Source organism: Citrobacter sp. Ct235 (genome assembly GCF_030332305.1).
Classification (GTDB): domain Bacteria; phylum Pseudomonadota; class Gammaproteobacteria; order Enterobacterales; family Enterobacteriaceae; genus Citrobacter_A; species Citrobacter_A telavivensis.
The window spans coordinates 1,341,201-1,355,336 of the sequence record NZ_JAOWIC010000049.1; the positions used below are offsets into that span (position 1 = coordinate 1,341,201).

11 protein-coding genes are annotated in these 14,136 nt (G+C 56.5%); all 11 read right to left on the reverse strand.

Features of this window, described 5'->3' with window-relative positions:
* Nucleotides 1–89: 89 nt before the first annotated feature.
* Entirely contained in the window at nucleotides 90–1,493 is a 1,404-nt protein-coding gene (gene wcaM / locus OGY35_RS23625; protein WP_286633623.1) for a colanic acid biosynthesis protein WcaM, read from the reverse strand.
* An 11-nt stretch (nucleotides 1,494–1,504) separates the two neighbouring features.
* On the reverse strand, nucleotides 1,505–2,725 hold the full coding sequence (wcaL, locus tag OGY35_RS23630) for a colanic acid biosynthesis glycosyltransferase WcaL (protein ID WP_286633624.1): 1,221 nt from the start codon (nucleotides 2,723–2,725) through the stop codon (nucleotides 1,505–1,507).
* Nucleotides 2,722–4,002 (reverse strand): colanic acid biosynthesis pyruvyl transferase WcaK, encoded by a 1,281-nt coding sequence (gene wcaK / locus OGY35_RS23635; protein ID WP_286633625.1) that lies wholly within the window; start codon nucleotides 4,000–4,002, stop codon nucleotides 2,722–2,724. Before wcaK ends, wcaL begins: the two co-directional genes overlap by 4 nt.
* A gap of 377 nt (nucleotides 4,003–4,379) precedes the next feature.
* Nucleotides 4,380–5,858, reverse strand: coding sequence for a colanic acid undecaprenyl disphosphate flippase WzxC (gene wzxC, locus OGY35_RS23640; RefSeq protein WP_286633626.1), 1,479 nt, complete (start codon nucleotides 5,856–5,858; stop codon nucleotides 4,380–4,382).
* Nucleotides 5,859–5,867: 9 nt separating this feature from the next.
* Nucleotides 5,868–7,262, reverse strand: a complete 1,395-nt coding sequence (gene wcaJ, locus OGY35_RS23645) for an undecaprenyl-phosphate glucose phosphotransferase (RefSeq protein ID WP_152403713.1) — start codon at nucleotides 7,260–7,262, stop codon at nucleotides 5,868–5,870.
* 56 nt (nucleotides 7,263–7,318) lie between these two features.
* The gene (cpsG, locus tag OGY35_RS23650; RefSeq protein WP_286633627.1) at nucleotides 7,319–8,689 is read right to left on the reverse strand and encodes a colanic acid biosynthesis phosphomannomutase CpsG; all 1,371 of its coding nucleotides are present in this window, start codon (nucleotides 8,687–8,689) and stop codon (nucleotides 7,319–7,321) included.
* Between the two features lie 208 nt (nucleotides 8,690–8,897).
* Entirely contained in the window at nucleotides 8,898–10,334 is a 1,437-nt protein-coding gene (cpsB, locus tag OGY35_RS23655; RefSeq protein WP_286633628.1) for a mannose-1-phosphate guanyltransferase, read from the reverse strand.
* 3 nt (nucleotides 10,335–10,337) lie between these two features.
* Nucleotides 10,338–11,561 (reverse strand): colanic acid biosynthesis fucosyltransferase WcaI, encoded by a 1,224-nt coding sequence (gene wcaI, locus OGY35_RS23660; protein WP_286633629.1) that lies wholly within the window; start codon nucleotides 11,559–11,561, stop codon nucleotides 10,338–10,340.
* The gene (locus OGY35_RS23665) at nucleotides 11,558–12,037 is read right to left on the reverse strand and encodes a GDP-mannose mannosyl hydrolase (RefSeq protein ID WP_152403705.1); all 480 of its coding nucleotides are present in this window, start codon (nucleotides 12,035–12,037) and stop codon (nucleotides 11,558–11,560) included. Before OGY35_RS23665 ends, wcaI begins: the two co-directional genes overlap by 4 nt.
* Nucleotides 12,038–12,039: 2 nt before the next feature.
* Nucleotides 12,040–13,005 carry a GDP-L-fucose synthase gene (gene fcl, locus OGY35_RS23670; protein WP_152403703.1) on the reverse strand — a complete coding sequence of 322 codons (966 nt, stop codon included), beginning with the start codon at nucleotides 13,003–13,005 and terminating at the stop codon, nucleotides 12,040–12,042.
* Nucleotides 13,006–13,007: 2 nt separating this feature from the next.
* Entirely contained in the window at nucleotides 13,008–14,129 is a 1,122-nt protein-coding gene (gene gmd / locus OGY35_RS23675) for a GDP-mannose 4,6-dehydratase (protein WP_152403701.1), read from the reverse strand.
* Between the last annotated feature and the right edge of the window lie 7 nt (nucleotides 14,130–14,136).

The following is a 14,136-nucleotide window of genomic DNA, read 5'->3' on the forward strand; positions in this document are numbered from 1 at the left end:
GCTTTGTGACTGATGCTACGCCGCTCGGTGTTAAATTGCAGTAGCCATAATCTTAAGTATGGACCGGTTTTGCCAGGAATGGTCGCAAATCACCCCCTCCCCTCCGGTAGCCGGAAGTTGATCGCATCAACATTCACTACATGATGGTTTATCCGGTCGATATCCACTGAGCTTTGCCCTTTCTCATTCACCGCGTGCACGTTCGCCAGCGACAGCAACGTGTCGTCTTTTGCCATGAACTTGCCGCGTACGTCTTTACGCAGGTCAAAGTGCATTTTCAGCGCCGGACCGGTTGCTGATTCCTGCATCACCTTGATATTGCGCAGAAAGAGATGCTGGGGCTGATTGTGCAACTCCAGCGTCGCCCGCTTCATCTCGATGTTGGTCAGTGCAACGAAAGAGGTCGCATTACCCGACGAAATTTGAATGCCGCGCAATGTGTATTCAAGCTGCGTGTTATCGAGGGAGATATTATTGAGTTTGAAATTTTGTGGGATGGAGAGATATTTCCCTTTGACCACGCCATAGCCAATGAGCATCCCGGCACTGTTGACCATGTCGATATTATCAATCACAAAATTATCGCAGCCGTAAATGGCAACTGTCGCATTGTCGATGCCCGCCTTCTTGCTGAAATCCGGGGTGATGTTCTTCGCCTTAACATTGCGAATAACAAAATGTTTGCCGTTTTCGACATGCACCAGTTGCCGACAATCTGATCCGGTAATGTTGGCAACCACAAAGTTTTTGACCGTCTGCTGTTCGGGATAGGTGTTGTCATAAGTGCTCCCCGCGAGCCCAATGCCTATCCCCCAGTTAATCTTACCGTTGGTACAGTTGATCCGTTCAATCACGTGGTCGGAAATCAGGATATTGCTGTCGTTAATCGCGACGTTCCATTCGATGGCGTCCCCCTGCAAATCACTGAAGCGACAGTGAGTAATACGCGCACCGTCAACCTGATTGTGGAACCCCTGGCGCAGTATCGCGTAATTGGCCTGGGTCACAGTGAGATTATCAATGACCAGATTGCGCATCACGCGCGGCTTTTTCCCGCCGATATAAATTTGTGTCACCGGCCCGAAACCGCTCATCGTAAGACCGGTAATTGCGCAGTCGGAACCGCGGACATCCAGCGTGATATTGTGCAGGCTGCCGCCCTTCTCTCCAGTCACCTGGCAGGCATCCTGGAGCACAAAGCGACCGCGCCCGTTGCCGCTCAGACGGCCCAGCACATGCAGCGTTTTACCCGGCGGGATAAAAATACCGGTATTGATGTTCTCACACACCAGTCCCGCCGGCACCACGACGGTCCCGGCGTCGTTAAAGGCCTGTTTAAACGAGGCAATCCAGTCTTTCGCATCGTAATCCTGAATGTTGACGGTTTTACGGGACGCAATAGCGCGGGCAAAGGGAGAATGGAGGACAGGAAGTACGGCAAGCGCGGAGCTTGCCGTCAGGAAGGTACGTCGGGAGAGTGTTTTCTCTGGCATACAACCTCGGTTTACATCGTTTGCAGCAGGCAGGCCAACTGACGATTGATCACCTGCTGATTAAAATCATGTTCAACTTTTTCACGCGCGCGCTGAATAATGGGTTCCAGCGTACGGCGGTCAAATTGGCTGAACGAGGCGAGCTGTTGCGCCAGCGCCCGGGCATCGTTTTCCGGCACCAGCCAACCGGACTTTCCGGCATCCACCAGTTCCGGGATCCCGCTGTGAACGGTAGAGACCACCGGGATCCCCACCGCCATCGCTTCCATCAGCGCCACCGGGATCCCTTCCATGTCGCCATCCGCACCGGTGATCGACGGCAGAAGAAAGACATCCGCGTTATCCAGCATCGTTTTCACTTCATGGCTGGGCTTAAAGCCCGGCATATCAATCACATCGTCAAGCTGATACTGCTCAATCAGCGTACGCAACCGTCGCTCCCAGGGGCCCATGCCCAGAATGCGATAGCGAAACGCCACGCCCTGCTCCTTCAACTGGCGACAGGCCTCTATCGCCACATGCAGCCCTTTTTTCTCGGTCAGTCGTGCAACAGAGATAATCTCCAGCGGCGTGCCGGGTGCTTTCACCGGCCGGTGCGTAAAGCGCGTCATATCCACGCCCATTCGCGAAACGGCGATCTTCTCGGGAGGACAGCCCATGCTTCTCAGCCGTCCAGCCCAGAGATCGCTAATCGGCAGCATCAGGTCGCCACGGCGGAACAGTTGCTGGTATTCCGGTGTGTAATGATTAAGGACGTCCCGACTGGAAATATCGATGCCGTGGAAAATCGTTGCAATCTTGCCCTGAATGACCCCCAGCTCGCGCAGCTTCGCCGCCGTCACGCCTGCCGGACCGAAGTGAGCGATAAAGACATCCGCACGCAGCGGTTTACTCACCTGCGCACAGATCGACGAGAGGATCAGATTACGCGACTCATCACCATAGCGGGTGAAGTTAAGTGATTTCCACGTTGCCGCCCGGTGCAACCCCGGCAGCGTTTTTATTGCCCGAGAGCGCAGTTTTGCCAGGCGTCCCTGCGGTTCATCCTGCAACCAGCGTGTTCTGGCCGCCAGACCATATTTTTCCCAGGCGGCATGCGTATTTTGCGTATCGCCTTTCTGTAGGGCGACAATCTCAACGTCAAAGCCCATATCGATAAACGCGGTAATTTGATTGAGGACGAAGGTTTCCGACGACAGCGGAAATTTCAGTAAAAAGAAGCTGACCTTCATTTCCCCTCCCCGATGCGTGTTAACACCGATTCCACCATGCGGTATCCCTGCTCGCGTTCGCGACGCACCGCCTGTGCAAGACGCTCATTGATCTGCGGTAATTGTCCCAGCGTATCCGCCACCATCGCTTGCAGACTGCCATCCAGCAGGTGACGAATATCTATCGCCATCTCCGGCATCCCCAACTGCTGCATGATGCCTGCCGATTTGTGTTCGTAGTTAATGGCAATCGCAGGCGTTGCGAAGTTCATCGAGATAATCGCGGAGTGCAGGCGCGTACCGACCGTCAGGTCGCATGCGCCAAGGATCTTGCCCATCTCAAGGTCGTTCAGTTCATCCATCACCACGTGGTAGCGCGCCGGATCGCTGACGTGCTGGCGCAGATTCAACGCCACCATGCGATCGTCTTTGTTATAGCTGTCGATGCCGGTACAGGTGGACAGCGCGATAACCTGATACCCCTCGTCCAGAATGCGGTTTACCACACCGGCGAAGGCCTTCTCATAAGCCTGCTGAGTGGTGCCCAGACGTTTATCAAACGGAGCCAGTTCACGCAGGGTGATCGCCACCGTCTTCTGCTGCGCTGCCACCGTCAGCCAGTGCTGAACGGCATACCCCGGTTCAAAGTCCGCCTCGTGATGATCCACCAGCCACGCGGTATCCACGCCGTGTTCAACGTTGTCCGTGGTGATTTCACTGCGTTTCATCAGTTCCAGACTGACGGATTCGCGCAGGATCAGCGCGTCACAGTGACCGAAAACGTAGTTAGCCAACTGGTTGAACTGAGGATCCTGGAACGGCCCCACGCTGTGGCCTACCATGTACAGCGGTTTTTTCGCCATAAAGGTACACAGCGCGTGTTCAAACTGTGGGACGCCGTACAGATCGACGAAGAACGAACCGCCCACCTGAATGATGGCATCATAGCCCGAGAGCAGACGCACGAAGTCGGTAAAGCCCTGAGCAATCGCGATATTTCGCAGCTTGCCGGTATCGGTAACGCGGGAAAGCAGCACCTGGTGCTGGTAGCGACGGCGGAGGACTTTTTTCACCCGCCCCACCACGCCAGCCGCGCTGTTGTGCTGTTTCATCTGTAAAAAAAGCGGATCGCCCATCACCGGACGATTCAAAAGCCAGGACGAACTCACCGGGTAGCGGCTCATGACGTCCACTTCCGCGTCAGGTTCGAGGCGGTTAATGGCGTCCAGCAGGCCGCGCAGAATCGCGCTATCGCCACGGTTGCCGCAGGTATGGTTGCCCAGAATCAGTAATTTCATTTCACCCTCGTAAAATCGTTGCCGGATGGCGGCTATCGCCTTATCCGGCCTACAGCGTTATTTCCCGGTCCGATAACCGAAGCGCCATGCGCCCCGTAGGCCTGATAAGCGCAGCGTCATCAGGCATGGTTTGCCGGATGGCGGCTATCGCCTTATCCGGCCTACAGCGTTATTTGCCGGTCCGAGAACCGAAGCGCCATGCGTCCCGTAGGCCTGATAAGCGCAGCGTCATCAGGCATGGTTTGCCGGATGGCGGCTATCGCCTTATCCGGCCTACAACGTTATTTGCCGGTCCGATAACCGAAGCGCCATGCGCCTGTAGGCCTGATAAGCGCAGCGTCATCAGGCATGGTTTTGCCGGATGGCGGCGGTAAGGTTCAACCTGCGCGAAGCAGGGCTTTCATTTTTTCGCTGCGGCAAAACTGGCGCTTCATCTCCACCACCAGCGGGTGGCGCGAGAGCACGATCATCACCGCGAACGCCAGGACACCGGCGGTAATCTGTGTCGCCAACAGCACGCCCAGTGACAGATGCCCCTGTAGCGCAATGCCCAGCCCATAACTCACCGCCAGCGTTGGCAGTGAGAGATACAACGGCAGCCACAGGCTCAGGATGTACTGACGATAGCTGGAACCCAGCACCGGTTTGATCATCACGAAGTAGCTCAGAATGGTGTTGATGATTTGCACCAGCAGGAAGCCCAGCGTCACGCCGATGGCGCCCGCCATATGCCCGCCAACAATAATCGCCGGGATGAACAGGAACGTTTTAAAAACATTGAATTTAAAGCTGATGTCCACACGCGCTTTCGCCATCAACAGCGAACCAATCGGATTGCCGATCGAGCGCAGCAGCCCCACCACGCACAGCAGTTGCAGCACGGGAATGATGCTGTTCCACTTTTCACCAAAGACCAGCGGCACGACGTTATTGGCAACCACCATCAGGCCGAGCAGCGCCGGGAAGTTAATGATCCCCACCACGGAAAGCAGCTTGTAAAAGTTCACGCGCAGCTTCTGTGTGTCGTCCTGAATTTTGGCAAATGCAGGAAACAGCACGCGGGTGATGATCGGGTTGAGCTTCATCGGCGGCACCACCGCTACGTTGTACGCCAGGTTATAGCCCCCCGCGACACCGGCCCCGAGAATGCGCGCCAGTACCAGCGTGGAAAGGTTGGTATTGACGTAGTTGATAATGCTGTCCGCCGTCAGCCACGCGCCAAAGCGCAAATTCGACGAAACGGACGCCAGCGAAAAGTGCAGGCCCGGACGGTAGATCTTGCGACCAAAGTAGCCAAACAGCAGCGTGCGTACCGCGCTGTTGACCAGGTAGCCAAGAATGGCGGTCATCGCCAGCGGCCAGAAATGGGCGCTGATGACGGTAAACGTAAAGCCCGCCAGCACGGAGCTGGTTTCAATCATCCCAATCTTGTTGAACTCCAGTTCCTTCTGCATCAGTGCACGAAACTGCTGTCCGTGCGGGATCGCCACGAACGCCAGCGACAACGTTTTAATCAACGGCGCCAGATCCGGGTTATGCAGCACATTGCCAATCACATCACTAAGCAGGAAGACCGCCACACAGACAACAATCCCCAGCCCAACGTTCAGCCAGTACAGCGTGGTCAGTTCAAGATGGCTTATCTCCTTGCGCTGAATAATGGAGTTGGCAATACCGAAGTCAGACAGCGTATCGGCCAGCGCAATGATCACCAGCGATACGGTCAGCAGGCCGAACTGGTGGTTATCGACGATCCGCGCCAGCACCGTCATCTGGATAAGCCCCAGGCTGATGATAATCACCGTGGCGATAGCCGACCACTTCGCACCGCTGATGGTTTTTTCACGTAAGCTCATAACCGTTCCTCAGTACGCCGCTTTGTTGACAAAACCCTTGAACACCGTCAGAAAAACGATCTTGATGTCGAACCACACGCTCCACTCGCGGATGTACTCCAGATCGTACTCCACGCGTTTTTCCATTTTCTCCAGCGTGTCGGTCTCACCGCGCCAGCCGTTGATTTGCGCCCAGCCGGTGATCCCCGGCTTGACCTTATGGCGCAGCATGTAGCCTTCAATCAGCTGACGATACTGTTCGTTATGCGCCACCGCGTGCGGGCGCGGCCCGACGATGGACATCCCGCCGGTCAGCACATTGATAAACTGCGGCAGTTCATCCAGCGAGGTACGACGCAGGAAGTTCCCCACGCGGGTGACGCGCGGATCGTTCTGCGTCGCCTGCGTAACGACCTTGTCGTTTTCCATCACCTTCATCGAGCGAAACTTCCACACCTTGATTGGTTTACCGTCCATGCCATAGCGGGTCTGACGAAAGATAATCGGCCCCGGCGAACTCAGCTTCACCGCCAGCGCAATGCAGCACAGCACCGGGGAGATCAGCAACAGAATCAGCGATGCCAGCACAATATCTTCCGCACGCTTAAGCAGACGGTTAATACCCGACAGCGGCGTGTCATACAGTGGCACCACCGGCACGCCGCTCACCTCTTCGATACGGGAATGCAGAATGTTAAAGGTAAACACGTCCGGAATGAGGATCACCGAACAGGTGGTATCCGCCAGCTCGCGCACCAGTTTTTTCACCCGCGCGCCGTCGCACATCGACATGGCGATATAGACGTTATGAATCCGCGACGCTTTGGCATCTTCAACCAGCTGTTCCAGGTTCCCTGCCCAGTCGGACGTTACGCCACCCGGTTTCGGGTCGTGATAGACGCCGACCACTTCAAAGCCCAGCCACGGTTCATTGCGAAAGCTGTCGAGCAGCGACTGTCCGGCAGGCAGATCGCCCGCGACCGCCACCCGGCGCGTGTTATAGCCACGATGACGCAGCCAGCCCGCACCGTAGCGGATAAACGACCGACAGAAGACCAGCCCGACGCTGGTCAGCAGATACCACGCCAGCCAGATGGCGAGACGGTTATCGAAATCGGCGTTAAACGCGACCAGACCGGCAGTAAAGACAAGGCTAAGCGTCCAGTTTTGCAGCAGAAGGGTTAGTTCTGTGAAAATTTTGACGCCGCGCCATGAGCGGTAGAAATCGGTTATGCCGCCCAGCATCTGAAAAACAACCAACGTGATCAGCGCCACCAACAGGTGCATATACAGGAAAGGCAATCCACTGACTTTGCAGACGACCCACAGCCCGCCAAACATGATGGTGATATCTGAAAAGCGTTGCACCATAGAGATTAACGATGCATTGGTTTTGGCCCGTTCGCGCTTTTTTAGATTTGTCATCGTTGTTCCTGTTATTAGCCCCCCTTACCCGTTAACGAGTAAGGGGAGATCTGACCTTACTGATTCAGTAACGTAAGCAGAGTGCGCGTTCGCGCTTCCATCAGCGGGATATCCCCGCGAGACTCCACGTTCAGGCGCACCACCGGTTCGGTGTTGGAGGAGCGCAGGTTGAAGCGCCAGTCGACGAACGACATGCTGATGCCGTCCGTTCTGTCCACCGCCAGCGCCTCACCGGCGAAGTGCTGTTCCACCCGCGAAATCGCTGCCGCCGGTTCATCCAGCGTGCTGTTGATTTCACCACTCGCCGGGAACGCCGCCATCCGGTCTCGTACCAGTTCACCCAGCGACTGCCCCTTCAGACACACCAGTTCCGCCACCAGCAGCCACGGGATCATCCCGCTGTCGCAGTAGGCAAAATCACGGAAATAGTGGTGGGCGCTCATTTCTCCACCGTAGATGGCGTCTTCGCGGCGCATCCGTTCCTTGATGAAGGCATGGCCGGTTTTCGACATCACCGGCGTGCCGCCCGCTGCCGTTACCACATCCACCGTGTTCCAGGACAGACGCGGGTCGTGGATAATTCTGGCGCCCGGCTGTTTTTCGAGGAACGCTTCCGCCAGCAGGCCGACAATGTAGTAGCCCTCGATAAACTGCCCTTTCTCGTCGAACAGGAAGCAGCGGTCGAAATCGCCGTCAAACGCGATGCCCATATCGGCACCATGTTCAACCACCGCATTACGGGTGTCGGCGCGACACTCCGGCAGCAACGGGTTAGGAATACCGTTCGGGAAATTGCCGTCAGGAATGTTGTGCACTTTGATCAATTCCACCGGCACGCCCTGCGCCTTAAAGCGCGCTTCGATGGCATCCACCACCGGGCCTGCCGCGCCGTTACCGGAGTTAATGACCAGCTTCAGCGGCGTGAGGTTTTTGACGTTGATGTAGCCAAACAGGTGGTCGATATAGGCGTCACGCAGCGTGATTTGCTTATAGCTTCCGCGCGTCGCATCGTTCACCGGCGGAAAGTCGTTGGCTTCCGCCAGGCGCTGCACGTCGCGCAGACCGGTATCGCCGCTGATGGGACGTGCGCCTTCGCGCACCAGTTTCATCCCGTTGTAGTCCATCGGGTTATGGCTGGCGGTCACTTCAATCCCGCCATCCACGCCGAGGTGGAAGGTGGCGAAATAGATCTCTTCGGTCCCCGACAGGCCGATGTCCAGCACGTCAACGCCCGCGTCCTGTAACCCTTTCGCCAGCGCCAGCTTCAGCGCCTCGCTGGTCAGGCGCACGTCGCCGCCCAGCACAATGGTTTTCGGCTTGAGAAACTCGCCGTACGCGCGACCAATCCGCCACGCAATCTCTTCATTCAGTTCTTCGCCGAGCCTGCCGCGAATATCGTAGGCTTTGAAACAGGTTAAATTCGTCATGTTTTTACCCTTATTCAGGCAACAGTTAGCCCTGACCCGTAGTTGGCCAAAAAAGTGTTTTGTTGTTTTTGCCGGGTAGTGGCCCGGCGCGCGTCGTAGGCCGGATAAGCAACGCGCCATCCAGCGGTCATTGCCTGATGGCGACGCTTCGCGTCTTATCAGGCCTACACGCTACAGAATCGCAGCGCCACCGGGCGCAATAAAGGCGTTACACCCGGCCGTAGCGATCCTGAAACCGCACCACGTCATCCTCTTCGAGGTAAGAACCCGAGCGCACTTCAATCAGATCGAGCGGAATTTTCCCTGGGTTTTCCAGACAGTGGGTGGCTCCCAGCGGAATGTAGACAGACTCGTTTTCACCGAGCAGTTTGATATCACCGTCAATGGTGACTTTGGCAGTACCGGCCACTACCACCCAGTGTTCAGCGCGGTGATGGTGCATCTGCACCGACAGCCCCTCCCCCGGTTTCACGGTAATGCGTTTGACCTGATAGCGATCACCGGCGTCGATGGAGTCGTATTTCCCCCACGGGCGGTACACTTCGCGGTGAATATGGTGCTCATGGCGGCCATCGGCTTTGATTTGTTCAACCACTTTTTTCACGTCCTGTACCGCATTACGGTCGGCGATCAGTACCGCATCTTTGGTCTGCACCACCACCAGATCTTTAACGCCGACGGTGGTCACCAGACCCGATTCGGCATAGACGTAACTGTTCTGGGTTTTATGGCTGATAACGTCGCCGTGGTGGACGTTTCCCTCGGCGGTATGGGCGCTGATTTCCCACAGCGAAGACCACGAGCCAACATCGCTCCAGCCCGCGTCCATGGGCATCACCACCGCATCCGCCGTACGTTCCATCACCGCGTAATCGACGGATTCTTCCGGGCAGGCGAGGAATGCGGCTTCATCCACGCGGATGAAATCGAGATCCGGATCGGCTGCGCTCATCGCGTTTTCGCAGGCTTCCAGAATATCGGGACGGTATTTTTTCAGCTCTTCCAGATAGCGCCCGGCGCGGAACAGAAACATCCCACTGTTCCAGTAGTAATCGCCGCTGGCAACATAAGCCTGAGCCGTTTCCAGATTCGGTTTTTCTACAAACTGCGCAACGTCAAACGCCACGGCATCTTCCTCACCAGGCGTAACATTGCCGCGACGGATATAGCCGTAGCCGGTTTCCGGCAGATCCGGAACGATACCAAATGTGACCAGCTTTCCGGCTTCGGCGTACGGCATTGCGTTTCGCACCGCATCACGGAAAGCGTCTTCATTGGCAATCACGTGATCTGCCGCCAGCACCAGCATCAGCGGGTCGCTGTCCGGACTGTGGCGTCTTGTCGCCAGCGCCGCTAAGGCAATGGCCGGCGCGGTATTGCGGCCTGCCGGTTCGAGAATAATGTTCTCAGTCAGTTTGTTGAGCTGGCGCAACTGCTCAGCGACGATAAAACGGTGCTGCTCGTTGCAGATCACGACCGGGCTTTCGCACTCCACGCCGTTCAGACGACAAATGGTCGTTTGCAGCATGGTGAGATCGCCTTTCAGGCACAGGAACTGCTTGGGATAAAGTACGCGGGAAAGCGGCCATAAGCGGCTACCGGAGCCACCGGCCATCACGACCGGATAGAGTGTTGTCTGACCCATAATTTAATCCCGAATATCAGTAATAAATTGACGTAACACGTTCTCTTTATCGAGCGTGCGTTCGGCATATTCACGTGCCACCGTGTTGTTTTTTGGCATAGCGAGCGCCTGAGCAATCCCAGTCACCAGTGCGTCGACCGATTCCGGCTCAACGCACACCGCGATGCCTGTAACGTTGTCGCAAAGCTGGCCGAGTTCCGTCTCCGGTTCTGCGGTAATCACCGCATTGCCGCCCACCGCCAGAATATTGGTCAGTTTGGAGGGGAGAACGGCATCCGCCGCCCCGCGTTTTTGCACGACCAGATGGCAATCGCCCATCTTCAATAGCGCAGGCAGTGCCTCGTACGGCTGCAACGGGAAAAAAAGCACGTTGTGCAGACCGCGATCGCGAGCCATTTTTTCCAGCCGCGCTTTGCCGCCCCCCTGACCGACGATGGCGAAAATGAGCGGCTGCTCACGCAGTTGTTCCGCCGCCATAATCACGTTTTCCAGCCCCTGCTTCTCGCCGATGTTGCCGGAGTAAAGAATGATTTTTTTGTCATCCGGCAGGCCAAGCCGTTGGCGGAAGGCAATGACCTCGTCATCACTAACGTTTTGAAAACGAGCGACTTCTGACCAGTTAGGGAAGAAGATCACCTTCTCTGCCGCCACCCCTTTCTCCTGGGCTTTATTCATCATTGAGCGGGAGATGGTGGAGACATTGTCGACGTTATGCAGGCCGCTACGTTCGAAAGCGGTCGCCAGTTGCGCCACTTTGCCGCTTTTACCCTTGCCCGCCAGACCGAGGCCCAGCATCGCATCGACTTCGTAATCCTGAATGTGCAGCACGGTGCGGGCACCGGAGAGTTTTGCCAGCAGACGCATCCCCGGCGTACAAAACAGTGTGGGCACTACGCCAATAATGCGATCCGGCTTCCAGCGACGCTGCGCCATCAGCGGGAAAAAGCTGCTGAGGGCAAAGCTGCCCAGATGCAGTAATCGTTTCAGTGTTGACGGCTGCTTTGGCACATACAACGGGCAGCGCCAGACGGTGGCGTCGCCCTCTTCCCGGCGATAGCGCCAGGCAGAGTAACGCGCACCCACTTTCCATTGTGGGTAGTACGGCGGCGCGGTAATAACCCGTACTTCATGGCCTTCACGCGCCATCCACTCCACCATTTCACCGGTGTATTTGCCGATGCCGGTCAGTTCTGGTGAGTAGTTGATGCCATAAACGAGGATTCTCATAATCCCAGCGCCTTAGCCTGACATTCCGGCAAAAAATACGCCCGGCTGTTGTCATGGACATTGTCGCTCGCCAGCAGCGCCGCAGGCGTCAGCCAGCGGTAAGCGTTGTGCTGCGCGTCAGGCAGAGGCAAATCACGCTCCTGCAGCCGCAGACGGAAACCGAGCACGATGTAATGCGTCGAGAAGTCTTCGCCGGAAAAGTTATCGTCATAGAAATGCTGCCAGACGCCATAAAATTCCCCGGCGGACAGCGGTAAACGTTGCCCCAGTTCGGCTTCGGTCAGGCGTTCGAAGGCCGCACTCAGCGGCTCATCTTTTTGCACCCGCCCACCGGGCACAAACCAGTAGCCCTGCGCCGGTCGGTTCAGCCGTTTACCCAGCAGAAATTCCCCCTGCGCGTTTTCCACGATCAAATCGATGGAGATAAGCGGCGTGGAACGCACGACGGTGGCAAAATCTTCCTGACGTAAAAACATGTTTACCCCCGGAACCGATGCTGATTCTCAAGAAACCACTGATACGTGCTGGCAAGGCCGGCTTCCAGTGAGATCTCGTGATACCAGCCCAGTTGATGCAGACGCGTCACATCCAGCAGTTTTCGCGGCGTACCGTCCGGCTTCGTGGCGTCAAACACCACGCGGCCTTTGTAGCCCACTACCTGCGCGATGGTCTGCGCCAGTTCGCGAATGGTGCAGTCCACGCCCGTGCCGACGTTAATGTGCGACAGCATCGGCTGGGTGTTCTCCTGCCAGACTTCGCTGTCCAGCTCCATCACGTGGATGCTGGCAGCAGCCATATCATCGACGTGCAGGAACTCACGCATCGGCGTCCCGCTTCCCCACACCACCACGTCCGGCGCACTCTGCACGGTCGCTTCATGGAAACGACGCAGCAGCGCCGGGATCACATGCGAGTTGCTCGGATGGAAATTGTCATGCGGGCCGTACAGGTTGGTCGGCATCACGGAACGATAGTCGCGCCCGTACTGGCGGTTATAAGATTCGCACAGCTTGATACCGGCAATCTTGGCAATGGCATAGGGCTCATTGGTCGGTTCCAGCGTGCCCTGTAACAGTTCACTTTCCGCCATCGGCTGTTTCGCCAGTTTGGGATAGATACAGGATGAACCGAGGAACAGCAGCTTATTCACGTTGTGCAGATGCGCGGCGTGAATAATGTTGCTTTCCATCATCATGTTCTCAAAGATGAAATCGGCCGGATACGTGTTATTAGCAACAATGCCGCCTACCTTCGCCGCCGCCAGATAAACCTGATCGATCCGCTCAGTGGCAAAGAAGTCCTGCACCGCGCGGCTGTCCAGCAGGTTCAGCTCATCACGCGTGCGCAGCACCAGCTCCACATCGCCGCGTTGTTCAAGCTGGCGGGCAATCGCGGAACCCACCATTCCGCGATGACCGGCAATAAAGATACGTTGTTTGCTCATTCTCAGGACTCCAGCGCGATGGCAACCTCGTAGCCGTGAGACTTCAGAAGGGAGTGTTTCTTCGCCGCTTCCAGATCGTTGGCGACCATTTCGGAAACCATCTCCTGCAACGTAATTTCCGGTTTCCAGCCCAGCTTCTCGTGCGCTTTGGTTGGGTCGCCCAGCAGGGTTTCCACTTCCGCCGGACGGAAATAGCGCGGATCGACGGCGACCATGATGTCACCCGGTTTCACGCCCGGCGCGTCATGACCGGTGACCGAAACCACAATCCCTTTCTCTTCCACGCCTTCACCTTCAAAGCGCAGTTTGATCCCCAGTTGAGCCGCCGCCATTTCGACGAACTGACGTACGGAGTACTGCACGCCGGTGGCGATCACGAAATCTTCCGGCTGTTCCTGTTGCAGCATCATCCATTGCATTTTGACGTAGTCTTTCGCATGGCCCCAGTCACGCAGGGAATCCATGTTGCCGAGGTACAGGCAGGACTCCAGACCCTGAGCGATGTTGGCAATCGCGCGAGTGATTTTACGGGTGACGAAGGTTTCGCCACGACGCGGCGATTCGTGGTTAAACAGAATGCCGTTACAGGCGTAGATACCATAGGATTCACGGTAGTTGACGGTTATCCAGTAGGCGTAAAGTTTGGCAACCGCGTACGGCGAGCGCGGATAGAACGGCGTGGTCTCTTTCTGCGGGATTTCCTGCACCAGGCCGTACAGTTCGGAGGTCGATGCCTGATAGAAACGGGTTTTCTTCTCAAGGCCGAGGAAGCGGATGGCTTCCAGCAGGCGCAGCGTGCCCATCGCATCGACATCGGCCGTGTATTCCGGTGATTCGAAGGAGACCGCCACGTGGCTCATGGCCCCCAGGTTGTAGACCTCATCCGGCTGCACTTCTTGCAAGATGCGCGTCAGGTTAGAGGAATCCGTCAGGTCACCGTAGTGCAGATGGAATTTCGGGTTGCCCGCATGCGGATCCTGATAGATGTGATCGACGCGCTCGGTGTTAAATGAAGAAGCCCGACGCTTAATACCGTGAACCTCATAACCTTTTTCCAGCAGAAGTTCTGCCAGGTAAGAACCGTCCTGCCCGGTTACACCGGTGATGAGAGCGACTTTTGACATTTTATTA